The sequence below is a fragment of the Micromonospora sp. NPDC047521 genome (assembly GCF_055587305.1).
The window spans coordinates 35781-56769 of sequence record NZ_JBVJGN010000015.1 but is presented as its reverse complement, the minus strand read 5'-3'; the positions used below and the strand labels follow the sequence as shown (position 1 = coordinate 56769).

29 protein-coding genes are annotated in these 20989 nt (G+C 72.4%); 10 read left to right on the top strand and 19 right to left on the bottom strand.

Annotation, left to right across the window (positions count from 1 at the left end; genetic code table 11):
- The first annotated feature begins 34 nt into the window (after positions 1–34).
- Positions 35–1054 (top strand): helix-turn-helix transcriptional regulator, encoded by a 1020-nt coding sequence (locus ACZ6N8_RS26430; RefSeq protein WP_466013197.1) that lies wholly within the window; start codon positions 35–37, stop codon positions 1052–1054.
- Positions 1055–1084: 30 nt separating this feature from the next.
- On the opposite strand, the gene ACZ6N8_RS26425 is transcribed toward ACZ6N8_RS26430, so the two are convergent.
- The 4 genes from ACZ6N8_RS26425 to ACZ6N8_RS26410 all read right to left on the bottom strand — a co-directional run bounded on the left by ACZ6N8_RS26425 (position 1085) and on the right by ACZ6N8_RS26410 (position 3404).
- Entirely contained in the window at positions 1085–1510 is a 426-nt protein-coding gene (locus tag ACZ6N8_RS26425; RefSeq protein ID WP_139585868.1) for an Hsp20/alpha crystallin family protein, read from the bottom strand.
- Between the two features lie 68 nt (positions 1511–1578).
- A complete protein-coding gene (locus ACZ6N8_RS26420; RefSeq protein ID WP_466013196.1) occupies positions 1579–2091 on the bottom strand; it encodes a GNAT family N-acetyltransferase in 513 nt (170 codons plus the stop codon).
- 44 nt (positions 2092–2135) lie between these two features.
- The gene (locus tag ACZ6N8_RS26415; protein ID WP_377602018.1) at positions 2136–2264 is read right to left on the bottom strand and encodes a DUF6069 family protein; all 129 of its coding nucleotides are present in this window, start codon (positions 2262–2264) and stop codon (positions 2136–2138) included.
- 189 nt (positions 2265–2453) lie between these two features.
- Positions 2454–3404 carry a helix-turn-helix domain-containing protein gene (locus ACZ6N8_RS26410; RefSeq protein WP_466013195.1) on the bottom strand — a complete coding sequence of 317 codons (951 nt, stop codon included), beginning with the start codon at positions 3402–3404 and terminating at the stop codon, positions 2454–2456.
- A gap of 421 nt (positions 3405–3825) precedes the next feature.
- On the opposite strand from ACZ6N8_RS26410, the gene ACZ6N8_RS26405 reads away from it, so the two are divergent.
- Entirely contained in the window at positions 3826–4149 is a 324-nt protein-coding gene (locus ACZ6N8_RS26405) for a hypothetical protein (RefSeq protein ID WP_377602022.1), read from the top strand.
- A gap of 258 nt (positions 4150–4407) precedes the next feature.
- Here ACZ6N8_RS26405 and ACZ6N8_RS26400 read toward each other — a convergent pair whose 3' ends face one another.
- Genes ACZ6N8_RS26400 through ACZ6N8_RS26390 form a run of 3 tightly spaced genes read right to left on the bottom strand, consistent with a single transcriptional unit; the run spans position 4408 to position 6022 of the window.
- Positions 4408–4884, bottom strand: a complete 477-nt coding sequence (locus ACZ6N8_RS26400; protein WP_466013194.1) for a MarR family winged helix-turn-helix transcriptional regulator — start codon at positions 4882–4884, stop codon at positions 4408–4410.
- Between the two features lie 52 nt (positions 4885–4936).
- On the bottom strand, positions 4937–5452 hold the full coding sequence (locus ACZ6N8_RS26395; protein WP_466013193.1) for a DUF2087 domain-containing protein: 516 nt from the start codon (positions 5450–5452) through the stop codon (positions 4937–4939).
- A 54-nt stretch (positions 5453–5506) separates the two neighbouring features.
- Positions 5507–6022, bottom strand: coding sequence for a MarR family winged helix-turn-helix transcriptional regulator (locus tag ACZ6N8_RS26390; RefSeq protein WP_466013192.1), 516 nt, complete (start codon positions 6020–6022; stop codon positions 5507–5509).
- Between the two features lie 68 nt (positions 6023–6090).
- Between ACZ6N8_RS26390 and ACZ6N8_RS26385 the strand changes: the two genes are divergently transcribed.
- On the top strand, positions 6091–7323 hold the full coding sequence (locus tag ACZ6N8_RS26385; protein ID WP_466013191.1) for an MFS transporter: 1233 nt from the start codon (positions 6091–6093) through the stop codon (positions 7321–7323).
- Here ACZ6N8_RS26385 and ACZ6N8_RS26380 read toward each other — a convergent pair.
- The 5 genes from ACZ6N8_RS26380 to ACZ6N8_RS26360 form a co-directional block, all read right to left on the bottom strand.
- The gene (locus ACZ6N8_RS26380; protein WP_466013190.1) at positions 7320–7892 is read right to left on the bottom strand and encodes a GNAT family N-acetyltransferase; all 573 of its coding nucleotides are present in this window, start codon (positions 7890–7892) and stop codon (positions 7320–7322) included. The two genes, ACZ6N8_RS26385 and ACZ6N8_RS26380, sit on opposite strands and share 4 nt — an antisense overlap.
- Positions 7893–7916: 24 nt before the next feature.
- On the bottom strand, positions 7917–8423 hold the full coding sequence (locus ACZ6N8_RS26375; protein WP_466013189.1) for a mycothiol transferase: 507 nt from the start codon (positions 8421–8423) through the stop codon (positions 7917–7919).
- Complete coding sequence (locus ACZ6N8_RS26370; RefSeq protein WP_466013188.1) at positions 8420–9451, bottom strand: aldo/keto reductase; 1032 nt, start codon at positions 9449–9451, stop codon at positions 8420–8422. The genes ACZ6N8_RS26375 and ACZ6N8_RS26370 overlap by 4 nt, the downstream gene beginning before the upstream one ends.
- A 61-nt stretch (positions 9452–9512) precedes the next feature.
- Positions 9513–10331, bottom strand: a complete 819-nt coding sequence (locus ACZ6N8_RS26365; protein WP_466013187.1) for a DUF4232 domain-containing protein — start codon at positions 10329–10331, stop codon at positions 9513–9515.
- Entirely contained in the window at positions 10324–10836 is a 513-nt protein-coding gene (locus ACZ6N8_RS26360; protein ID WP_466013186.1) for a SigE family RNA polymerase sigma factor, read from the bottom strand. The genes ACZ6N8_RS26365 and ACZ6N8_RS26360 overlap by 8 nt, the downstream gene beginning before the upstream one ends.
- 161 nt (positions 10837–10997) lie before the next feature.
- Here ACZ6N8_RS26360 and ACZ6N8_RS26355 point away from each other — a divergent pair, with 161 nt between their 5' ends.
- Positions 10998–12542: a glycosyltransferase family 39 protein gene (locus ACZ6N8_RS26355; RefSeq protein WP_466013185.1), complete on the top strand. Its 1545-nt coding sequence runs from the start codon at positions 10998–11000 to the stop codon at positions 12540–12542.
- Positions 12543–12549: 7 nt separating this feature from the next.
- On the opposite strand, the gene ACZ6N8_RS26350 is transcribed toward ACZ6N8_RS26355, so the two are convergent.
- A complete protein-coding gene (locus ACZ6N8_RS26350) occupies positions 12550–13035 on the bottom strand; it encodes an RrF2 family transcriptional regulator (protein WP_466013184.1) in 486 nt (161 codons plus the stop codon).
- A 125-nt stretch (positions 13036–13160) separates the two neighbouring features.
- Between ACZ6N8_RS26350 and ACZ6N8_RS26345 the strand changes: the two genes are divergently transcribed.
- Entirely contained in the window at positions 13161–13901 is a 741-nt protein-coding gene (locus tag ACZ6N8_RS26345) for an SDR family oxidoreductase (RefSeq protein WP_466013183.1), read from the top strand.
- Between the two features lie 63 nt (positions 13902–13964).
- Here the strand turns inward: ACZ6N8_RS26345 and ACZ6N8_RS26340 are convergent, their stop codons facing one another.
- Positions 13965–14537, bottom strand: coding sequence for a GNAT family N-acetyltransferase (locus tag ACZ6N8_RS26340; protein ID WP_466013182.1), 573 nt, complete (start codon positions 14535–14537; stop codon positions 13965–13967).
- Between the two features lie 147 nt (positions 14538–14684).
- On the opposite strand from ACZ6N8_RS26340, the gene ACZ6N8_RS26335 reads away from it, so the two are divergent.
- Positions 14685–15146 (top strand): HNH endonuclease, encoded by a 462-nt coding sequence (locus tag ACZ6N8_RS26335; protein ID WP_466013181.1) that lies wholly within the window; start codon positions 14685–14687, stop codon positions 15144–15146.
- 263 nt (positions 15147–15409) lie between these two features.
- Here the strand turns inward: ACZ6N8_RS26335 and ACZ6N8_RS26330 are convergent, their stop codons facing one another.
- Genes ACZ6N8_RS26330 through ACZ6N8_RS26320 form a run of 3 tightly spaced genes read right to left on the bottom strand, consistent with a single transcriptional unit; the run spans position 15410 to position 17052 of the window.
- Positions 15410–15538, bottom strand: coding sequence for a hypothetical protein (locus ACZ6N8_RS26330; RefSeq protein WP_466013180.1), 129 nt, complete (start codon positions 15536–15538; stop codon positions 15410–15412).
- Between the two features lie 54 nt (positions 15539–15592).
- A complete protein-coding gene (locus ACZ6N8_RS26325; protein WP_466013179.1) occupies positions 15593–16051 on the bottom strand; it encodes a hypothetical protein in 459 nt (152 codons plus the stop codon).
- Positions 16048–17052, bottom strand: a complete 1005-nt coding sequence (locus ACZ6N8_RS26320) for an NAD(P)-dependent alcohol dehydrogenase (protein ID WP_466013178.1) — start codon at positions 17050–17052, stop codon at positions 16048–16050. Before ACZ6N8_RS26320 ends, ACZ6N8_RS26325 begins: the two co-directional genes overlap by 4 nt.
- Before the next feature lie 111 nt (positions 17053–17163).
- On the opposite strand from ACZ6N8_RS26320, the gene ACZ6N8_RS26315 reads away from it, so the two are divergent.
- From ACZ6N8_RS26315 to ACZ6N8_RS26305, 3 genes are read left to right on the top strand one after another with little or no spacing between them, the layout of a single operon-like run.
- Positions 17164–17880 carry a TetR/AcrR family transcriptional regulator gene (locus ACZ6N8_RS26315; protein WP_466013177.1) on the top strand — a complete coding sequence of 239 codons (717 nt, stop codon included), beginning with the start codon at positions 17164–17166 and terminating at the stop codon, positions 17878–17880.
- 34 nt (positions 17881–17914) lie between these two features.
- The gene (locus tag ACZ6N8_RS26310) at positions 17915–18421 is read left to right on the top strand and encodes a hypothetical protein (RefSeq protein WP_466013176.1); all 507 of its coding nucleotides are present in this window, start codon (positions 17915–17917) and stop codon (positions 18419–18421) included.
- A 44-nt stretch (positions 18422–18465) separates the two neighbouring features.
- A complete protein-coding gene (locus tag ACZ6N8_RS26305; protein ID WP_466013175.1) occupies positions 18466–19041 on the top strand; it encodes a maleylpyruvate isomerase N-terminal domain-containing protein in 576 nt (191 codons plus the stop codon).
- On the opposite strand, the gene ACZ6N8_RS26300 is transcribed toward ACZ6N8_RS26305, so the two are convergent.
- Positions 19038–19580, bottom strand: a complete 543-nt coding sequence (locus ACZ6N8_RS26300; RefSeq protein WP_466013174.1) for a GNAT family N-acetyltransferase — start codon at positions 19578–19580, stop codon at positions 19038–19040. The two genes, ACZ6N8_RS26305 and ACZ6N8_RS26300, sit on opposite strands and share 4 nt — an antisense overlap.
- Before the next feature lie 52 nt (positions 19581–19632).
- A complete protein-coding gene (locus tag ACZ6N8_RS26295; protein ID WP_466013173.1) occupies positions 19633–20121 on the bottom strand; it encodes a DnaJ family domain-containing protein in 489 nt (162 codons plus the stop codon).
- 211 nt (positions 20122–20332) lie between these two features.
- On the opposite strand from ACZ6N8_RS26295, the gene ACZ6N8_RS26290 reads away from it, so the two are divergent.
- Positions 20333–20983 (top strand): LysE family translocator, encoded by a 651-nt coding sequence (locus ACZ6N8_RS26290; protein ID WP_466013172.1) that lies wholly within the window; start codon positions 20333–20335, stop codon positions 20981–20983.
- The last annotated feature ends 6 nt before the right edge of the window (positions 20984–20989 follow it).

Genomic DNA, 20989 nt, shown 5'->3' with positions numbered 1-20989 from the left:
TGGGGGCGCCGGGCGCGGCGGTTACCGTCGGGCGGTGCGAGCCAGCCGGTTGGTGTCCCTGCTGCTGCTCCTGCAGACGCGGGGGCGGATGACCGCCGCCGAGCTGGCCGAGGCCCTCGAGGTGTCGGTGCGCACGGTGTACCGCGACGTGGAGTCGCTGGGCGCCAGCGGGGTGCCGGTGTACGCCGAGCGCGGCCCCGCCGGCGGGTACCGGCTGCTGGACGGTTACCGGACCAGGCTGACCGGGCTGACGGCAGGTGAGGCCGAGGCGTTGTTCCTGTCCGGCGTACCCGGGCCGGCCGCCGAGCTGGGGCTGGGTTCGGTGCTGGCCACGGCGGAGCTGAAGTTGCGCGCGGCGCTGCCGTCGGATCTCGCCGACCGGGGCGCGCGGATCCGGCAGCGGTTCCACCTGGACGCGCCGACCTGGTTCCGTGAGCCCGAGCCCACACCGCACCTGGCCGCGCTTGCCTCGGCCGTGTGGGAGGACCGCCGGATCCGGGTGCGGTACCAGCGGTGGCGGGCGCCCCGGGAGGTGACCCGGGTCCTCGACCCGTTGGGTGTGGTGCTCAAGGCCGGCCGCTGGTATCTGGTAGCCGCCGCCGGCGGGCAGGTCCGCACCTACCGGGTGGGCGCGATCCTGGAGCTGGCCGTGCTGGACGAGCCCGCGGACCGGCCCGCCGAATTCGACCTGGCGGACTGCTGGCGGGAGCACGCCGCGCGGTACGAGCGCGGCGTGTACCGCGCCGAGGCCCGGGTGCGGATAACCGCCTCGGCGCTGGCGCAGACGGTGTACCTGTTCCCGCCGGCGATGAGCCGCGCGGCGCACGAGCACGCCGGCACGCCGGACGCGGACGGCTGGGTCACCACGACCGTCCCGATCGAGTCCGTCCGGCACGGTTGCGTCGAGATGCTCAAGCTCGGCGCGCAGATCGAGGTGCTCGCTCCGGCCGAGCTGCGCGACCGGGTCGCCGACACCGCCCACGCGCTCGCCGCGCTCTACCCACGCTCCGAGGGGGTACGCCCGCAGCAGCCGGCGGCCGGTACCTCCGGGTAGAGGCGCCGGCCGCCGCGGCCCGTGCTGTGGTCAGGCGTTGATCTGCCGGCGGGCGTCGCCGTTGGCGGTGATGGTCACGCGGCGGGGCTTGGCGCGCTCGGCCACCGGGATGCGCAGCGTCAGCACCCCGTGCTCGTAGCCCGCCTCCAGCTTGTCGGTGTCCAGGGTGTCGCCCAGGAACAGTTGCCGGGTGAAGGTGCCCATCGGACGCTCGGCGGCGACCAGTTCGACGCCGTCGCCGGAGGGGCGGCGTCGCTCGGCGCGGACGGTGAGCACGTTGCGCTCGACGGTGCAGTCGATGGTGTCCGGGTCGACGCCGGGCAGGTCGAACGCGGCGTAGAAGTAGTCACCGTCGCGGTAGGCGTCCAGGTGCATCATCGCGGGACGAGCTGCCGTACCGAAGAACTGCTCGGCGAGCCGGTCGATCTCGCGGAACGGGTCGGTACGCATCAACATGGTCATGCCTCCTCGGTTCTCCTGGCCGAAGGTGTTGAGTTGAGTCGGGGTGACTCAACTTCCTCTTCTTATTTAGCGCCTTCCCGGACGTACGTCAACTGCTTCTCGTACCAGTGCTCGGCGTACGGGCCGTGCGAGTACGCGGGGATCTCGACGTAGCCGTGCCGGACGTACAGGGCGCGGGCCTCGACCAGGTCGTGGCGGGTGTCGAGCCGGATCCGGTGCACCCCGGCCGCCCGTGCCCGCTGCTCGACAGCGGCCAGCAGCGCGGCGCCCCCACCGGCGCCCCGGTGCGCGGGTCGGACGAACACCCGCGTCAGCTCGGCCCAGCCGGACTGCCAGCGCAGCCCGGCACAGCCGGCCAGGTCGGTCCCGTGGTGGGCGACCACCAGCAGCCCGCCCGGCGGGGTCAGGTCGTCGCTCGGCATCTCGGCCAGCGCATCGTCGACCTCGCCGGGACGGGCCGGGCGCCGGTGGTACCGCACCACCATCTCGGTCATGTACTCGCGCAGCAGCAGCGCCGCGTCGGGATGGTCGGGTCGGACGGTCGCGGTCACCCAGGTGGGCCGAACGGTGGTCACCTGATGATCATCACTGCCCGGTCAACCGTTTTCCCCGGTCGCGGTCACCGGCGGCGGGGCAGCAGGGCGATCAGCGCGACCGCCACGGCGAGGTGCGTCGCGCCGAGGGCTACCTTGGCGCCACCGTCGGCCTCGACGCCCGCCAGGGGGAAGAAGGACAGCACCGTCACCACGACGGCGAGCGAGATCCCGAGTGGACGGACGATCCGTGGGTGGCAGCGCTCATGACGGCTCCTCGTTCAGGCCCGCCCGTAGTTTCCAGACCAAAAACAACGCTAAGAACTGAGGGTTGATCAAGCGGCGCCTCGGAACATCCGGACCAGCCTTGTCCCGATCCGACCTGGATCCGAACCCGGCCTCGGTTACGACGCGGCCTCGATGAGGAAGACCTGTCCGCCCCTTCCCACGCAGCGTTCCATGACCGCCTCGGCACCCTCAGAGGCGTCCGAGTCCCTGATGCCCACACAGCCCTGGCCGTCCACCCGCAGCACGTACCGGTTGCTTCCGTACGGTGCGGATGGTTCGAGGTGGAATCGACTGCCCTGGAGGCAGTCGTCCATTGGCTCCAGCAGACCGATGCCGGGTCCGTCGCTCAGGGCCTTCAGGCAGCCCTTCCCATAGTCGGGATGGTGCCACTGGATCCGGTAGAGGTCGCCACCCATCGATTCCAGCATGGTGCCCTGCGGGGCGACCGCGTCGCACCGCCGTTGCACGGCCACCAGCGGGACGTACCGCCGATCCCGCACGCGGCCGTCGGTCAGGCAGAGGTGCGGGGCGCTGACCGGGCGGATGCGCACCCAACCGTTCGGCGGCACGGCCACGGCACCGGTGGGCGTCGACGGCAACTCGGGTACGGCAACGACGCCATCGTGTTGGCTGCCATCGCGTTCGGGCAGCAGGAATGCCGCGATGCTGATCATCAGCACGAGGGTGATACCCAAGCCGATCACCACCGGCCGCGACCGCGAGCGCCGCTTTACCTGAAGATCCGCTGGCGTCTGCTCGGTGCCGCTGCCTGGCGGCGACTCCAGTAGCTCGGGAGGCGGTCCCGATGCCGGGTGCTCGGATCCTATGGCGATGCTGTTGCGCACCGCGACCCACCGGTCCGCAGTGTCCTGATCCAGGCCGCAGGCATGGACGAACGTCGTGATCAGCGGGGCGCGTGGCAGGGTGTTGCGGCCGAGCATCGAGGTGATCGTGCTGGGTGGAAGCGACCCTCCCGATGCCTGCGCCTTCGCGGCCAACTCCCGGTACGACAGCCCTGACCACAGGCGTAAAGCCCTCAGGGCCGCGACGAACTCTCCGGCGTTCATGGATGGATCGGGTGCCGGTGGTCGCAACACAGGCCACTCCCTCCATTTCACGGTGGGTCTCGATTCAGTTGGAACAACCAGGATTCAAACAACTACACATCCACGCATTTAGATCAATGACTTTCGATCCTGTTGTGACCGGCATCACATTGCTCGACCAAGCCGCAGGCAGCCCTCGAGGCGACGCGAGCGAAACTGTTCCGCACAGCTCAGACCCTGTTCCGCCTTACAACCCGCAGGTCAGGCTTACCGCCAGATTGATGCGTCCCACAGCGGGGCCGAAAGCGTCGATGCGGTTGCGCAGCCGTCCGGCCGCGTCGGCCAGGGCCCAGTCGGATGCTTAGCAACCGCCGGTTTCCGACCAGGAATCTGCTACCAGGTCAGAGAAGTGCCAGGTGCACCACAGAGGAAGGAAAAGGGTATGAAGCGAAAGCTCTTTGCTGTCGCCGCTGCGGGGCTGGCCCTCGCGGGAGGCAGCACTCTTGCGGCGGCCACGCCAGCAGTGGCCGGCCAGGGTGCCCAGCCGTTGGCGTTCTCGTGTTCGCTGGCGTGGAAAGACCAGAACACCGCTGGCATCAGGTGCTCCGGTAGCTCGTTCGTCGGCTGGGCGAGGTGCAAGAACGGTCGCATCGCACAAGGTGCGCAGGCGGCTTCCGGCACGATCTCCTACGCGTACTGCACGTCGGTCAACTCGTCCCTGAAGAGCCCCTTCACGAGTTCGGACTGGGGCGGGATCGCCAAGTAGAGGGGGCCCGGCCTGAGTGGGAGGCGGCGGCGTGGTCCGACGACGCGGGCTGCCTATGCCTCGCCGTAGTTCCAGCGAGAACAACTCCAGCCCTGGTCGGTGGCCCTGTGCGAACGCCTGGAGCCCCCGGGATCGTCATCCCCGTCTTTGACCAGCGCTGGAGTTGTTCTCGGTCGGGGAGCTACCGGCGGGCCTCCAGGGGAATCGCACGATTAAGACCGTAACAGATAGTCTTGTGCGGGACTATATGTTCCCGGATCAACAGCCGGAGCGGGCGCCCGGCGCGTACGGGGAGGTGTGCGCGAGCGGGCCGTTCACCAGCGACAGAAGGGCGCGCAGGAAGACGTCCCGGTCCTGTTCGGGCAGGGTGGCCAGCAGGTCGTCCTGGATGCGCTGGACCACCTGGCGGGCCCGCCGCAGAACCTGCTCCCCCGCCGGTGTCACCGCGACCAGGCGGGCGCGCCGATCCGTCGGCGCGGGACGGCGTTCGGCCAGCCCGGCCCGTTCCAGCTGGTCGAGCGTGACGACCATCGTGGTCTTGTCCACCCCGCACCGCTCGCCGATCTCGCGCTGGGTCAGCTCACCGGTGGTGGCCTGCGCCAGCACGTAGTGCGCCCGCGGCGAGATGCCCAGCTCGGCCAGGCCCGCCGCGTGTTCGGTCTGCAACGCGTGGCTCGCCCAGGAGAGCAGGAACAGCAGGTCGGGTGGGCCGTCGGCGGGCGTACACGAGGTCATGCACGGAGGCTAGCAACATGCTCCGCGACGAGACGGTTCGCGCGGCGGACGATCAGGGCCGCTGGTAGATGCCCTGATCGCGGGTCAGCAACCGCTCGTCGATCAGGTAGCGGCGCAGCGTGACGTGGTCCGACCCGCCCGCCGCGCACCACGGCTTGAGCGCCTCGTCGACGGCGCGCTCGGGGTAGGGGGTGCCCGCCTCGAACGACCGCTCGGCGATGTGCGCCAGCAGCACCCGCCGGCGGCCGCGTTGGGCGGGCAGACCCACGAGGGCGCCGGCGCGCAGGAACGTGCGCAGCACCGGGTCGCCGTCGGGGTCGGCGTCGCCGGCCGGGCGACGCTCGCGGGCGGCCTCCCGCAACGACGCCTCGTCGGGCGCGAGCGCGCCGTCCGCGCCGGTGACGAGACCCGCGCCGGTGAGCCGGCGGACCCCGGTGAGCACCACCCGCGCCGCCAGACCGGTCCGCTGCGCGACCTGGGTCGCGCTTGTCGCGCCCAGCACGATCGCCGCGAAGATCCGCCGCCGCCCGTCGTCGGCCAGCGCCCCGGCCACAGCATCCGCAGTCACGCCGGTCACCCTCTCAAAGGGGGTACGCGGCCGCCAGGCGATTTCCCTCGCCGCTCAGCCGGTCGCCGGCGCGTCAGCCGGTTGTTCGGTCACCAGCAGCACCCGACGGAGCAGGCCGGAGAGGTGTCGTCGTTCGGTCGGGGTGAGCGCGCCGAGCAGCCGGTGCTCCTCGTCGCCCTGGACCTCCATGGCCGCCCGCCAGGCGGCCCGCCCGGCGTCGGTGAGCGCCACGTCCACCCGGCGACGGTCGGTCGTGGACGGGGTACGGCGCACGAACTCCCGCCGGAGCAGGGTGTCGACGCGTGCGGTGATCGAGGCGGGCGCCACCGCGAGATCGGCCGCGAGTTCCGAGGGGGCCGCACGGCCGCCCCGCCCGGCCAGCGCGTGCAGGGTGTCGTACTCGTGGGCGGGCAGGTCGAGGTCGGCCAGGACGCGTTCCTTGACCGCCCGCAGGTGCCGGGTCACGTGGATCATCCGCACGACCGCGCCCTCGATGTCCGCGTCGAGGTCGGGCACCACGGGGAGCCAGCGTTCGATGTGCCTGTCGACGGCATCCGGAGTGGTGGTCACCGTCCCAGCTTACCTCAGTCCCGAAATATTCATTGCTAAAAGGTTCGACGTCGAAGTATGTTGCCGGTATGGCTCATCCCCTGCGTACGCGATCCTTCCGGCTGCTCTTCCTGGGCCGGACCGTCTCCGCGCTCGGCGACGCCGTGGTACCCGCCGCCCTGGCGTTGGCCGTCCTGCGCGCCACCGGCTCGACCGGAGCGCTGGCTCTCGTCCTCGCCGCGGCGATGGTTCCCCGGCTGCTCCTGCTGCCGCTGGGAGGCGTCGTCGCCGACCGGTTCGACGCCCGTCGCGTCGCGGTCCTGGCCGACCTGGTCCGCTGCGCGACCCAACTCGCCGTCGGCGCCCAGCTGCTCGGCGGCGACCCGTCGATGAGCACCGTCGTGGTGGCGTCCGCGATCGGCGGCGTCGCGTCGGCGTTCGCCATACCGACCGCGTCCCCACTTGTCGCCGGCACCGTCGAACCGGCCCAACGGCAACAGGCCAACGCACTGATGGGTGTGACCGCCAACTCCAGCCGGCTGCTCGGCCCGGCGTTGGCAGGTGCGCTGATCTGGGCCGCCGGACCAGGCTGGGCGTTCGTCATCGACGGCGCGTCGTTCGCGCTCAGCGCCGCCCTGCTCGTCCTGGTACGGGTACGCCACGTGCCGGTGCCCCGCAGCTCGGTCCTCGCCGACCTGCGGCTCGGTTTCGGCGAGGTACGCGCCCGCGACTGGTTCTGGACCAGCCTGCTCGGGCACGGCGTCTGGAACGGCGCCGCAGCCGTCCTGACCACCCTCGGACCGGCGGTCGCCATCAACCGCCTCGGCGGAGAGGCGACCTGGGTGCTGCTGTTGCAGGCCGGCGCGATCGGCATGCTCGCCGGGTCACTGCTGGCGGGGCGCGTCCGGCTGCGCCGGCCGGTGCTGATGGCCAACCTCGGGCTCGCCTGCTACGCCGCGCCGCTGTTCCTGCTCGCCGTCGCCGCACCCTCCGCCGCGGTGATCGTCACCTACGCCGTGGCGCTGACCGCCCTCGGTTACCTCAACCCGGTCTGGGAGACAGTCGTGCAGCACCAGTTCCCGCCGGAGGTCCTGGCCCGGGTCACCTCGTACGACTGGCTGGTGTCACTGGCCGCGATGCCTGTGGGCTACGCGCTGGCGCCGCTGGCCGCCGACGCGTTCGGCGCGCCCGTCCCGCTGGCGGTCGCCGGCCTGCTGGTCCTCGCCTCCTGCGCCGGCACCGCGCTCGTGCCCGGCGTACGCCGGCTCACCTGGCCGGTGGCCCCGCCACCGCAACCCGCCGAGCCCGCCGGCGTGCGCTAGGCCAGCCGTGCGTGCAGGTGCATGTCGTGCCACCCGTCGGCGTGCCGAACCGACTCGCGGCGCACACCCTCCACCGGGAAACCGGCCCGCGCGGCCACCCGGCAGGACGCCGCGTTGGCGGTGGAGTGCTCCAGGGCCAACCGGTGCAGCCCGGCGCGTGTGAAGCTCCACCTGGTGAGCGTCTCCAGCGCCTGGGTGGCGATCCCCCGACCACGCGCGGCGGGCACCACCCAGTACGACACGTCAGCCGTCGCCTCGGTCAACAGCACCCCGCGCAGTCCCACCTGACCGACCGGCCTGTCGTCGGCGTCGACGATCGCCCAGCTGGCGTCCGTCTCGGCGTGCCAGCGGGCCGCCCACTGCGCCGTCCACGACCGCGCCTCGTCGTCACTGTCCAGGCGACGGACGTGCCACCGCTGGATCACCGGACAGTCGAAGGCGGCCCGGACGGTCGGGGCGTCGCCGGTCCGCCAGGGCCGCAACGCCAGTCCGGGGCGTACCGGAAGGTGGGGTTGCTCCTGGGCGCCGAGGCTCCCGGCGGGCAGGGCGGGTGCGACGAGCAGCGGCATCGGTCCATTGTCGCCGTCGCGACGTCACTCCCCGGTCGGCGCCCCGGCCAGTTCGGCGACGACGTCGAGGTGACCGAGGTGGCGGGCGTACTCCTGGACCAGGTGGAACAGCACCCGCTCCAGCGACGCCGGGTCGGCGCCGTTCCACCGCGGGCCGGGCGCGCCGATCTCCGCCAGGTCGTGCGCCGTCACCACCGCAGTGGTGTGCGCGCCCTGCGCCCGCAGCGCCGCCACCAACTCCGCGCGTGTCACCTCCGCAGCGACGTACCAGCGGTCCCCACGGCGGTCACCCCACGGCTCGGCGACGTCCCGGCCCTGAAAGCCCCACTCGATCCAGCGCAGCTCGACGTGGCGCAGGTGCGTGAGCAGCTCCAACGGGGTCCACCCGGACGGCAGCCGGCTGCGCCGCAGCTCGGCCTCGTCCAGCGCCGACACCTTGTCCACCACCGACTCGCGGAAGAAGTCCAGGTAGCGAAGGAAGACCTCGGTGCGGCTGCCGGCCGGGGCGGTGGGCTCGGGGAAGGGGATCACGGCGCGGCCGGCAGGTCACGGGCGCGCTGGCGCACACCCGCGCCGCCGTACGGGTAGTCGCCCACCGGTGGGGCGCTCGCCTCGTCCAGCAGTCGCATCTGCTCGGCGTCGAGGACCAGGTCGGCGGCGGTCAGGTTGTCGTCGAGCTGCTCGGTGGTCCGTGCGCCGAGGATCACCGAGGTGACCGCCGGTCGGGCCGCCAACCAGGCCAGCGCCACCGCCGACATGGACGCGCCGTGGTCCCCGGCGACCTTTCGGACCGCGTCGAGCACCCGCCAGGTGCGCTCGTCGGCGTTGCGACCGGCGTACGCCTCGACGCCGCGCTGCGGGTTCTCACCGAGCCGGGTCGCGCCGGTGGGCGTGCTGTCGCGCTGGTACTTGCCGGTCAGCCAGCCGCCACCAAGCGGCGACCACGGCAGGATGCCGATGCCCTCGTTCTCGCAGACCGGCACCAGCTCGAACTCGATCTCCCGGGCCAGCAGGTTGTACTGCGGTTGCAGGGTCACGATCGGCGTGAGGTTGAGGTGCTGGGTGAGCAGGGCCGCCTTCTGCAACTGCCAGCCGGTGAAGTTGCTGACCCCCGCGTAGCGGATCTTCCCGGCGCGTACGGCGTCGTCGAAGAACCGCAGCGTCTCCGGCAGCGGGGTCAGCGGATCCCAGGCGTGCGCCTGGTACAGGTCGACGGCCTCGACGCCGAGCCGTCGCAGGCTGGCGTCCAGGGCGCGGGTGAGGTGCACCCGGGACAGACCGGCGTCGTTCGCGCCGGAGCCCATCGGGAACCGCCCCTTCGTGGCGATGACGAGGCGGTCCCGCAGCTCCGGGCGCGACCGCAGCCACCGGCCGACGATCTCCTCGGAGACGCCTGAGGAGTAGACGTCGGCGGTGTCGATGAAGGTGCCGCCGGCGTCGACGAAGCGGTCCAGCTGGGCGAAGCTGGCCGCCTCGTCGGTCTCCGCGCCGAAGGTCATCGTGCCCAGACACAGGGTCGACACCACAGTGCCGGTGGCGCCCAGAGTGCGATAGCGCATGTCGTCCTTCCGGTCCGAGTGACAGAGCCGATCTTCGCACCTGGTCCGGGCACCCGCACGTTCAGCCCGAGCGGCCCGTGGTCCCCGGGACGACGGGGTGCACCTCCAGGTCACTGCAACTGTCGGTGTCCCATCGCAGGCGTACCGACCGGACGTCATCCGGCGGCGTGACCAGCAGGCGCACGTACGCCGTGCACGGTTCACCGTCGGCGCGGAAGCCCGCCGCCTCCACAAGCGCCGACGCGACGCCACCGGGGCGGAGGGTCACGGTCGGCGGCCGCGCCCCCTGCGCCACACCGCCCAGGTAACCGCGCGGTGTGCGTTCGGCGTGCGCAAGCGTCCTGCCGTCACCGCCCAGGGCGTCGATGCCCGGGTAGCCGGTCAGCCGGCAGCTGGTGCTGCCGCTGTTGCGGAACACCACTGCCACGCTGCGGTGTCCGCTCGCGGAGTCCGGTGCGCCGAGCGTCACCGTCAGGTTGGCCGTCGTGCAGCGGCCCGGCGTCGAGTCGGACGTGCCCGGCGGTCGGGCGCCGACGGTCCCGGCCGGCGACTTCGACGACGGTGGGGAGATGGTCGCCGAGGGCGACTCCACGGTGGGCGTCGGTGTGCTGCTCGGCGGGGTCACAGGCGAGGGCGTCACCGCCGGCGGTACGTCGTCGCGCATGGACGGACGTAGCACCCCGCCCGCCACGACGGCGCCCAGCACCGCCACGGCCAGGGCCCCGGTGCCGACCCGACGGCGCACCGTACGGCGTCCGGCCCGTCGTCGCACATCCCCCGGCGACTCCGGTCGCGCCACCGCCGCCGCCGATCGGGCCAGCTCTGCCAACCTCCGGTCGAACGCGGGCGCTCCCCGGGGCATCTCATGCGGGTCAGACACCTTCCGAGATCCTTCCGTGAGCGGTGCCCCTGAACTCGGCGACGTGCTGGGCCAGCGCCTGCCGGCCGCGGGCCAGCCGGGACTTCACAGTCCCCAGTGGCGAACCGGTCTCCCGGCAGATGTCGGCAAGTGGCAGACCGACCAGGTGGTGCAGCACCAGCACCCGCCGCTGCTCGTACGGCAGGCCCGCCAGGGCCCCGACCAGGTCCAGATCTCCGGAGTCGACCGACTCGACGGGATGGTGCGGACCGTGCCGCCGGTGGGCGGCGAGGCGGTTCCTCGTCCGGCGCCAGCTGCTCACCGCGATGCGGTAGGCGACCGTACGGACCCACGCCTCGGGATTGTCGTACTCGTTCAGCTTCGCCCGTCGCTGCCACGCACGGCAGTACGCCTCCTGCACCGCGTCCTCGGCCTCGCTCAGGTCTCCCAGCATCGCGTACAGCTGACCGACCAGCCGGCGATACGTGCTGGTGTAGAACTCATCGAATTCGTCGGCATGCAACATCCCCTTCGCCCCCGCCCTCCCGGCGTCCCCCGTCGATGTTCACCGCACTCACGCCTCGGTCGCGGTTGAAGTTCCGCCGAACCCGATTCTCGTTCTGTCCGGACGGCGACACCACCGGACAGGGGCAGCCACGCGGCGGGTCGGGGGGCGATGATGAGCGGGTGAGCGATTCCGCCGTCGCCGTCGACAGTCCTCACCGGCCGGTCGCGGCGGCCGCACCGGACCGACCCGGTCCGCGCGCGCTCGGCCCGTGGCTGGCGGCCGCCGCGACAAGCGTGACACTGCTGCTGCTAGCCGGCCGCTACGGCTACCACCGTGACGAGCTGTACTTCCTGCTCGCCGGCCGGCACCTGGCCTGGGGGTACGTCGACCAGGGTCCCCTCGTGCCGGCGCTGGCCCGACTGCTCGACACGATCGCGCCCGGCAACCTGGTGGTGCTGCGCACCCCGTCGGCGGCGCTGGCCGGCGGCGCGGTCCTGGTGGTCGCCGCGATCGCCCGCGAGTTGGGCGCCGGCCGGGGCGCGCAGACGTTCGCGGCGGTGCTCGCCGCGCTGTCCGGCATCGTGCTCGCCGGCGGGCACCTGCTCAGCACCACCACAGTCGACCTGCTGGTCTGGCTTGTCGCCGTGTGGTGCGCGGTACGACTGCTGCGTACCGGCGACAGCCGCTGGGCGCTCGGCACCGGGCTGGCGCTCGGCGTGGGCATGCTCAGCAAACTGCTGCCGGCGCTGCTGGCCGTGGGCCTGATCGCCGGGGTGCTGATCGCCGGCCCACGTCGGCTGCTGCGTGACAGGTGGGTGCTCGCCGCCGCCGGGATCGCCCTGCTGCTGGCCGCGCCCAACCTGATCTGGCAGGCCACGCACGGCTTCCCGCAGCTCGGCGTGGCCGCCTCCATCTCCAGTGGCGACAGCTCCTACAGCGGCCGCCTCGACGCGTTCACCCTCCAGTTCGTCATCATCAGTCCGTACGCCGTACCGATCTGGATCGCCGGTCTCGTCGCGCTGCTGCGGCGGCCGCGGTGGCGGGCGTACCGGGCGATTGGCTGGTCCTGGTTGGTCGTGGTCGGCGTCGTGCTTGTCGCCGGCGGCAAGGGCTACTACGACGCGCCGCTGCTGCTGGTCCTCACCGCCGCCGGCGCGGTGGTCACCACCGCGTGGGCGGCGCGCGGGTCCGTGCGGCTGCGGCGCGGGCTGCTCGTGCTGGGTGCGGTGCCGTTCCTGCTGCCCACAGTCGTGCTGCTGCTGCCGGTGCTGCCGGCCGACCGCCTGCCCGGTCTCGTGGTCGACGTCAACTACGACGCCGGTGAGACGATCGGCTGGCCGGCCTTCGCAGACTCGCTGGCCGCGGTCCATCGCGGCCTACCGGCCGAGGAACGCTCTCGGGCGGTCATCCTCACCGGCAACTACGGCGAGGCCGGTGCGGTGGCCCGTTACGGTCCGGCCCGTGGCCTGCCCCGCGCCTACTCGGGGCACAACAGCACTGTCGACTTCGGCCGGCCGCCGGCCGGGTCGGACGTCGTCATCGCCGTCGGCTGGGAGCGTCCCGAGCCGCTGGCCGCCTGGTTCGACGCGTGCGCACCCGCCGGGCTGGTGGACCAGCGGGTCGAGGTGGACAACGACGAGAACGGCGGCCCGATCTTCGTGTGCCGGGGGCTGCGGCGTCCGTGGGCGCAGATCTGGGACACCGAGGTACGCCACACCGGCTGACCCGCGCTCAGGCGTCGCGGTCGCCGGTGAGCCAGGCGCTGACGCTGACCAGGGCCTCGGGACCGGAGTCGACGTCGACGTCGCGGGCCAGGTCGGCGATCGTGACGGCGGCGAGCGCCTGACGCCACGCGTCCTCGGCCGCCCACATGGCGCGGGCGACCGGGCACGCCCCGGTGCAGGCGCTGGCGGGGGTGGCCAGCGGACCCCGCTGACGGATCTCGGTGCAGACGAAGGCCGGGCCGGGGCCGTCGACGGCCCGCACGACGTCGAGCAGGGTGATGCTCTCCGGTGCCCGGGTCAACACGTAGCCGCCCGATTTGCCCTGCACCGAGTGGATCAGGCCGGCGCGGGCGAGGGACTGCAACTGCTTGGCGAGGTAGCTGCCGGAGACGTCGTGCAGCTCGGCGAGCCTGGCCGCCGGCACGGGAGTGCTGCTGGCCGTGAGGACGACGCAGCAGTGCAGCGCCCACTCGACCCCGCCGGACATCTTCATGACCTCACCCTAGCCACACCCCATTACTCGGACTTACATTGTCCGAGTATAGTTCCCGGACAGGAAAGGTCCGAGTATCGGCGCGTGCCGTACGACGGGCCGAACACCGAGGAAAGGTGCTGGACATGAAGATCGCCGTACTGGGCGGTACCGGTCTCATCGGATCGCAGGTCGTCACGATCCTGCGGGCCGCCGGACACGAGGCCGTGCCGCTCTCGCCGTCCACCGGGGTGGACCTCCTCACCGGGCAGGGCCTGTCCGACGCGCTCACCGGCGCCGACGTCGTGGTCAACCTGACGAACTCGCCGACTTTCGACGACGCCTCCCCCGCCTTCTTCCAGACGACCATGGACAACCTGCTCGCCGCCGCCGACCGCTCGGGCGTCGGCCACGCGGTGATCCTGTCCATCGTCGGCGTCGACCAGGTGCCCGACCTGGCCTACTACCGCGCCAAGGTCCTCCAGGAGGACATCCTCAAGGCCGGGCCCATCCCGTACTCGATCGTCCGCGCCACCCAGTTCTTCGAGTTCGTGGACGCGATCCTGTCCTGGACCGCCGACGCGAACACCGTCCGCCTGCCCGCCACACCCGTGCAGCCGATGGCCGCCGCGGACGTGGCGCAGGCCGTGGCCGACGTCACCCTGGGCGCGCCCCTGCGGGGCGTACGCAACGTCGCAGGCCCGGACGTCTTCGCCCTCGACGAGCTGGGACGGATCACCCTCGCCGCCCGCGGCGACAAGCGCACCGTCACCACCGACGACAGCGCCGGCATGTTCGCCGCCGTGCCCGGCGACGTCCTCGTCTCCGCAGGCGACGCCGTCATCGCGCCCACCTCCTACCGGGAGTGGCTCGACCGCCGGGCCTGACCGCCCCCCACCCGCGTCTCGCGGCGGTGATCGACCGCCGCCGCGACGCGCGGGTCGCTCCCGTCAGCCCTGCGAGGCCCGGGGCCGGGCATTCCACTCGCCGGCCAGGACTGCGAAGACGAGCTGGTCGGCCCACACCCCGTCGAACAGGTAGCTCTGCACGTGACGGGCTTCCTGACGCATCCCGATCCGCCTCATCAGCCGGGCGGACGCGTCGTTGCGGGCATGGCAACGACCGAAGACCCGGTGCAGCCCGACCTCGTCGAACCCCCAGCTCACGAGCGCCACGACGGCCTCCGTGGCGAACCCGCGACCGCAGTGGGCGGCATGGAACACGTACCCGACCTCGGCCGTGCGGTCACGCTCGCTGCGCCACACCAGCTCCACGGCCCCGATCACCCGGGCGTCGGAGACCACGGCCACCGTCAGGCAGTCACCCTCGGCACGCCACGCGTCCTCACCGGCCATGGTGAGCACCGACGCCCGCGACTGTTCACGGGTACGCGGCTCGGCGCCGAGCATCCAGCGGACCACGTCGGGCCGACTCTGGTACGCGTACACGTCGTCCAGGTCGTCCATCGTGACCGGACGCAGGGTGAGCCGCTCGGTACGGATCGGGTAGGCCGGTCGGAACATCAGGCGATCCTAGGGCGGCGACCGCCCGCCTCGGAACGACCGGGCGACCCCCGGGGGCGTCGGGGCGAGCTGGTCGCATCCGTGGCAGCAGGCCAGGCGTGGAGAGCGATGGCCGAGAGTTCGACCTGGTACGACAGAATGCGCCGTATGGTCTCCGGCGTCCACGGGCTGTCCCGCCACTTCACCGCCGACAGCCTGCGTGAGCACCTGCTCGCCCGCTCCGTCCGAGCCGAGACCGGGTGCCTCATCATCACCGGCTACGGCTCTCAGCGTGGCGTCTACCAGAAGGTCGCCGGCCGCGCCTGGGCGCACATCGCCGCGTACGCCGTCCTCGTCGGTGACTACGACCCCGACCTCGAGGTCGACCACGTCTGCGGCGTCCCCGACTGCATCGAACCCACCCACCTACGACAGGTGACGCACGCGCAGAACTGCCGCGCCCGCGAGCGCAACCCGCGCTGCCGCAACGGCCACGACCGGGAGGTGGACCCCGCCACCGGCACGTACCGTCGAGTCTGCCGCGCCTGCAACCGCGACGCGCAGCGTCGGTGGCGGCAGCGGCAGGCCGCCGAGGTGGCCCAGGCCCGGCAGGCGTACGGGCGCAGCTAGAAGCCGCCTCGCCGTCGGTCCCTCGCGAGATCGTGGACGTCCTACAACAGCCCAAGTGCTTACGCACAAGAACTGTCATTATGATGTACGTGCGTTACGTCCCTTTTGCCGTCGGTTTATCGAGTTACTGTTACCGGTAATCCGATAAACCGCCCAGGGGCTGCCCGGGTGAGTCACGACCCGACGGCCACCTGAGCCAGCCGGCAGGTCCAGAATCGGACAAGCACGGGGCCTCCGCGCGGAGCCAGTCATGCCGGGTCCGGTCAGACGCCGGTGCCCTCCATCTCCGCGCCGAGGATCTGGGACGTCGCCACGAGGCAGGCGAGGCTGGCACCGTGGACGACCCGACAGGGCATCTGCGCGTGCGGTGCCGGGCCACTGAAGGCGATCATGCCGGCGGCATGTGGTGGGCGACGAGGCACTTGTCGGGTAGGCCCGGGGCACGGTCAGGGGTCGAGCAGGCGCGTCACCTCGTCGAGGCCGTTCCTGATCAGCTGTCCGTACGGGTCGTCGGCGAGCGCACCGATGTCCGCTCGCGCGCGCTGGAGGTGGTTCCTGGCGCTGTCGAGGTCACCGAGCTTGCGGTGACACTCGGCCAGGTTGAGGTGCAGCGACGGGTACAGGCCGGCCACCGGCAGGGTGATCCCCGCCTCGACGAGGCGGGCGTCGGTGAGCGCGTGAGCAGCCGCCAGGGCCCGCTCGTCCCAGAGCAGTTCCTGGTGGACGTCGTCCTGCACGTCGGCCATCGCGTGGGCGAGGACGCAGACGTGCAGGGGATCGCCCCGCTCGCCGCCGATGTCGGCCCAGACCTGCGCGAGCAGGTCGCGGGCGGCGTCGCGCCGGCCCTGCTGGTGGTGCAGTTGCACGCCCTCGTCGACGCGCCGCAGCGTGTCGTCGATGGTCATCGGCCGCCCTGCTCCGGGTCGACGGTGATGACGACCTTCGACCGGGCGTGCTCGCCTTCGAGGTACCTGATGGCGTCGGCGACCTCGGGCAGCGGATACGTCCGGTCGATCACGGGGGTGAGGTCCCCCGCCTCGGCGTACGCGGCAAGGGCCTCCAGGTGCGCGCGGCTCGGTGTGGCGGTGAGCGTCACGACGCGCTGCCGCAGGAAGGGTGCCACGAGCCGCCCGCGCGCGAGGAGCCAGACCGGACCCACGAGGCTGCCGCCACGGTAGGTCCCGCCACCGGACAGGACCAGGGTGCCGGTGGGGGTCAGCGTGCGGCGCAGCGCGGTGAGCGTGCGGTTGCCGACCAGGTCGAGGACGACGTCGTGGCGGCGGCTGGCACGCGTGACGTCCTCGCGCGTGTAGTCGACGACGTGGTCGGCGCCGAGCGATCGGACGAGGTCGACGTTGCGGGTGCCGCACACGGCCGTCACCGTCGCGCCGAGCAGCTTGGCCAGTTGGACCGCGAGGGTGCCGACACCACCGGAGGCGCCGTTGATCAGCACGCGCTGCCCGGGTTCGACATGGGCGACGTCGCGCAGCCCCATGAGGGCCGTGACGCCGGCCAGCGGCAGGGCGGCCGCCTGCCGGGGCGTCAGGGTCACCGGCCGGATCGCGGCCAACTCCTCCGGCACGCACACGTACTCGGCGAACGCGCCGTTCGCGTCGCCCAGGTCGCCGAAGACCGCGTCGCCCGGGCGCAGGCGGCGCACCCCGGCGCCGACGGCCTCGACCCGGCCGGCGAAATCGCGGCCCCGGATGCGGGCCCGGGGCGCCGAGCGGCCCATCGTCAGTCGCGCCAGTCGCGGGTCACCCCGCATCGCATGCCAGTCGTACGCGTTGAGCGCGGCCGCCTGCACGCGCACGAGGACCTCGTCGGCGGCGGGCGTCGGTACGTCCACGTCGGCGAGTGTCAGTGTCTCCGGTGGGCCGTACCGGTCCTGGACGATGGCCTTCATAAACCCTCCCCTCGTGGTGTACGCCGTACACCTTGAGGAAACGGTAGGTGTACGGCGTACACCTGTCAAGCCGGTTATGGTTTCAACCGCCACCGGAAGACGAGGACCACGATGGCTGACATGCTGCACCGGACGCCGTTGACCAGGGAGCGCATCCTGCTGGCCGCCGTCGCGCTCGCCGACGCGTCCGGCATCCAGGCGCTGAGCATGCGCAACCTCGCCCAGGATCTGGGCGTCGTGCCGATGGCCCTCTACAAGCACGTGGCAAACAAGGACGAGTTGCTCGACGGCATGATCGACGTGGTCGTCGGCGAAATCGACCCGCCCCGCGACGACGTCGACTGGAAGCGGTCCGTGCGCCTGCGGATCCTCTCGGCCCGGCAGATGCTGATCCGCCACCCGTGGGCGCCACTGGCCATCGAGTCGCGGAACATGGCCACGATGGCCGTCCTGTCCTACCTCGACTCGGTCGTCGCCACACTGCGCGCCGGCGGTTTCTCCACCGACCTCGCCCACCACGTGATGCACGCGATGGGCAGCCGCATCCTGGGCTTCAGCCAGGAACTGTTCGACGCGTCCCGCCGCGCCGGCCAGACCGGGGCGGCCGACGCCGACCCGCCGGCGGCCATGCCCCCGGAGGTCGCGACCCGCTTCCCGCACCTGGCGGAGATCGCGGCGGCGGCAACGCACGACGACGGCTCGGTGGTCGGGTCGGGCTGTGACGACCAGTTCGAGTTCGAGTTCGCGTTGGACCTGCTGCTGGACGGCATCGAACGACTGCGCCAGCAGGGCTGGACGTCAGCGGCCCACACCCGCCGGGCGGCTTGACCCTCGACCCGGTCGAGGCCCCAGCATCGGTTGCATGTCCGACCAACCGACACCGGATCCGACCATGACCCGCATCGGCGAGGCGGTGCAGCTCGGACGGTCCGGCGCACCGGCCGAGGCCCGCGATCTGCTCACCGCCCTCTGGAACGAGATCGGCCCGACCGGGGACCCGCTGCACCGCTGCACCCTCGCCCACTACCTGGCCGACCTCCAGGACACCGCCGAGGCCGAGCTGGCGTGGGACGAACGCGCGCTCGCCGCAGCGACCGACCTCACCGACGACCGCGCACAGCGGTACGACCGGGCGCTTCAGGTGCGCAGCTTCCTGCCGTCGCTGCACCTGAACCTGGCCGACGTCCGCCGGCGCCTCGGCGACCCGACCCGGGCGCGGGCCCACCTGGCCACCGCGTCGAGTCTCGTCGGGCACCTGCCCGGCGACCCGTACGGCGAGCTGATCCGCGCCGGCATCCGCAACGTGGGCGAGGCTCTGGCGGCGGGCTCGACGGACCGCCTCGCCTCGCATCCTCCCGCGGCCGTCTGACGAGCCCGGTTGCCGGCGCCGGCCGGCGCTGCGAAGGTCGACGGATGCCCACTGTGACCGGTGCCGACCTGCTCGAGGCGGCCGACGAGATGACACGCGTGCTGCGTCCCCACCACGAGCGCGACTGGTCGGTGCCGGCCGGCACGCTGACCTGGAGTTGCTGGACCACCGCAGCCCATGTCGCGCACGACCTGCTCGCCTACGCCGGCCAGGTCACCGCGAGCCCCGACGACGGGTACCTCCCGTACGACCTGCGGGTCTCCCCCACCGCGCCCCCGGCGCAGGTGCTCACCGTGGTGCGCGCCTGCGCCGCAATGCTCGCCACCGCCGTCGACGCGACCTCACCGCAGGCGCGGGCCTGGCACTTCGGGCCCTGCGACCCGGCGGGCTTCGCCGCCATGGGGGTGGCCGAGACGCTGCTGCACACGCACGACATCACAGTCGGCCTCGGTGTGCCGTGGCAGCCGCCCCCGGAGCTGAGCACGCTGGTGTTGCGGCGACTCTTCCCGGACGCCCCGACGGGCGCCGCCCCCGACGTGCTGCTGTGGATGACCGGTCGCGGTGAGCTGCCGGGACGCGCGCGCCGCACCTCCTGGATCTGGCGGGCCGCTGTGGACTAGGGCGCGTCGAGCGAGTGCCGGTGACCGTCCAGCGGAAACGGCGGTTGGGCCGGCAGCACCTCGCGGAACGCGTAACCGCTCTTCTGCGCCACCCGGCAGGACGCCACGTTGTCCACCTGGTGCAGCAGGTCGAGTCTGGTCAGCCCGGGAAGCCGGTCGAACGCCCACCCGCTCAGCGCGACGACCGCCCGGGGAGCGACTCCGCGACCGCGGGCCCACGCCGCCGTCCAGTACCCCACCTCGGCCGTCGGTCCGCCCGGCGTGGGGTTCTTGAGCACCACGTTCGCGACAAGCCGTGGGCCGTCCGGGTCGTCCTCGAGGACGGCGAAGCTGTACCGGCGGCCGTCGTCCCAGTCCCGTCGCGCCCGGTCCAACCACCGCCGCCCCTCGGCGGCGTTGCTCACGGGCAGGCGGGTCCACCGCCGCAACACCGGATCCCGGTACGCGTCCACGAGGGCGTTCAGGTCGCCGGCGCACCAGGGGCGCAGGGCGAGTTCCCGCGCCGGCGAAACCGCAGGCGCCCGTAGCTCGATCAGCATCCACACAGTCTGCCGCCGCGAGCCCCGATCCGGGTGCCCCGCCGGTCGCGGCTCAACCCCGGCGCCACCAGCGCAGCCACCAGCTGCGGCGCGTCCGGCGCGGCGAAGCGACGGCGGTCGTCACCGGCTCGACGGCGGGCGTGGTGATCTCGGGCCGGGCGCGCTCGGCGCGCCAGCGGTGGACCACCTCGTCGACGTTCACCGGCCGGACCGCCACGCGTGGACCCTCGGGGTTGCGCAGCCACGCCACGATCTGCGCGTTGAGCTGGCCCACGAAGTCCCGGACGGACTGTTCGGTGGGCAGGTCGCGGACCTCGTCGGGGACCTGCTCGACCCGCCGGCGCAGTTGCAGCGGGGTGGGCAGCAGCAGGTCGCTGGGCAGCTTCTCGCGCTCCAGGAAGCTCTTGATCCACCACGACTCGTCGTACGGCATTCCGCGCCCGGGGATCGGCTTGCCCATGCCGGGCAGGTTGTCGAACTCGCCGCGTTGCACCGCTCCCCGGATCTGCGCCTCGACGGCCGCGTCCCATGCCTCGGTCACCCTGCGCACCTCCCCTGGTCACCGTAACGCGCCGCCGCCGACCGGCCGACACGCATCTGATCAGCGCGGCAGGGAACCGGACCATTCCCGCCGAGACGGTTTGCGCCCCGCTGACCGGATCCGAGGCCACCGCCTGGCAGGTGGCATGGGACAACGCGGCCAGCCCGGACTTACGGTCGGTCTGGACGGCTGTGGAAACGGGGGAATCGTCATGGTCGGTTCGGGTGCGCTGCTGGGCATCGCGTTGGTGGCGTTGGGGCTGGTGCTCACACCGGGCCCGAACATGGTCTACCTGGTCTCCCGGTCGGTGGCGCAGGGCCGCCGGGCCGGGCTCGTCTCGCTGCTCGGGGTGGCCGCCGGGTTCGGCGTCTACCTGACCACGGCGGTCGCCGGCCTGGCCGCCGTGTTCGTCCTGGTGCCGACGCTGTACGCGGTGGTGAAGCTGGCCGGGGCCGGCTACCTGCTGTGGCTGGCCTGGCGCACGGTACGCCCGGGCGGCAGATCTCCCTTCACGCCCGCGCCGCTGCCGCCGGACCCGCCGCGGCGGCTGTTCACCATGGGTCTGGTCACCAACCTGCTCAACCCGAAGATCGCCATCCTGTACGTGTCGCTGCTGCCGCAGTTCGTCGACCCGGCGCGCGGGCACGTGGCGGCGCAGAGCCTGCTGCTGGGCCTGACCCAGATCACCGTCGCGCTGAGCGTCAACGCGCTCATCGTGCTCAGCGCCGGCACCCTTGCCGGGTTCTTCGCCCGCCGGCCGGTGTGGCTGCGCGTGCAGCGGTGGGTCACCGGGACGGCGCTGGCGGCGCTGGCCGTGCGCATCGCCGCCGACCGTTCCCGCGCCGCGGTCGCCACCCCCTGACCCCGG

Bases quoted from the DNA above. Each gene is read 5' to 3' on its own strand.
- ACZ6N8_RS26425 (WP_139585868.1), bottom strand. From the start codon at position 1,510: ATGTTGATGCGTACCGACCCGTTCCGCGAGATCGACCGGCTCGCCGAG.
- ACZ6N8_RS26410 (WP_466013195.1), bottom strand. From the start codon at position 3,404: ATGAACGCCGGAGAGTTCGTCGCGGCCCTGAGGGCTTTACGCCTGTGG.
- ACZ6N8_RS26405 (WP_377602022.1), top strand. From the start codon at position 3,826: ATGAAGCGAAAGCTCTTTGCTGTCGCCGCTGCGGGGCTGGCCCTCGCG.
- ACZ6N8_RS26400 (WP_466013194.1), bottom strand. From the start codon at position 4,884: ATGACCTCGTGTACGCCCGCCGACGGCCCACCCGACCTGCTGTTCCTG.
- ACZ6N8_RS26385 (WP_466013191.1), top strand. From the start codon at position 6,091: ATGGCTCATCCCCTGCGTACGCGATCCTTCCGGCTGCTCTTCCTGGGC.
- ACZ6N8_RS26380 (WP_466013190.1), bottom strand. From the start codon at position 7,892: ATGCCGCTGCTCGTCGCACCCGCCCTGCCCGCCGGGAGCCTCGGCGCC.
- ACZ6N8_RS26370 (WP_466013188.1), bottom strand. From the start codon at position 9,451: ATGCGCTATCGCACTCTGGGCGCCACCGGCACTGTGGTGTCGACCCTG.
- ACZ6N8_RS26360 (WP_466013186.1), bottom strand. From the start codon at position 10,836: ATGTTGCATGCCGACGAATTCGATGAGTTCTACACCAGCACGTATCGC.
- ACZ6N8_RS26350 (WP_466013184.1), bottom strand. From the start codon at position 13,035: ATGAAGATGTCCGGCGGGGTCGAGTGGGCGCTGCACTGCTGCGTCGTC.
- ACZ6N8_RS26345 (WP_466013183.1), top strand. From the start codon at position 13,161: ATGAAGATCGCCGTACTGGGCGGTACCGGTCTCATCGGATCGCAGGTC.
- ACZ6N8_RS26340 (WP_466013182.1), bottom strand. From the start codon at position 14,537: ATGTTCCGACCGGCCTACCCGATCCGTACCGAGCGGCTCACCCTGCGT.
- ACZ6N8_RS26335 (WP_466013181.1), top strand. From the start codon at position 14,685: ATGGTCTCCGGCGTCCACGGGCTGTCCCGCCACTTCACCGCCGACAGC.
- ACZ6N8_RS26330 (WP_466013180.1), bottom strand. From the start codon at position 15,538: ATGATCGCCTTCAGTGGCCCGGCACCGCACGCGCAGATGCCCTGTCGG.
- ACZ6N8_RS26325 (WP_466013179.1), bottom strand. From the start codon at position 16,051: ATGACCATCGACGACACGCTGCGGCGCGTCGACGAGGGCGTGCAACTG.
- ACZ6N8_RS26320 (WP_466013178.1), bottom strand. From the start codon at position 17,052: ATGAAGGCCATCGTCCAGGACCGGTACGGCCCACCGGAGACACTGACA.
- ACZ6N8_RS26315 (WP_466013177.1), top strand. From the start codon at position 17,164: ATGGCTGACATGCTGCACCGGACGCCGTTGACCAGGGAGCGCATCCTG.
- ACZ6N8_RS26310 (WP_466013176.1), top strand. From the start codon at position 17,915: ATGTCCGACCAACCGACACCGGATCCGACCATGACCCGCATCGGCGAG.
- ACZ6N8_RS26305 (WP_466013175.1), top strand. From the start codon at position 18,466: ATGCCCACTGTGACCGGTGCCGACCTGCTCGAGGCGGCCGACGAGATG.
- ACZ6N8_RS26300 (WP_466013174.1), bottom strand. From the start codon at position 19,580: ATGCTGATCGAGCTACGGGCGCCTGCGGTTTCGCCGGCGCGGGAACTC.
- ACZ6N8_RS26290 (WP_466013172.1), top strand. From the start codon at position 20,333: ATGGTCGGTTCGGGTGCGCTGCTGGGCATCGCGTTGGTGGCGTTGGGG.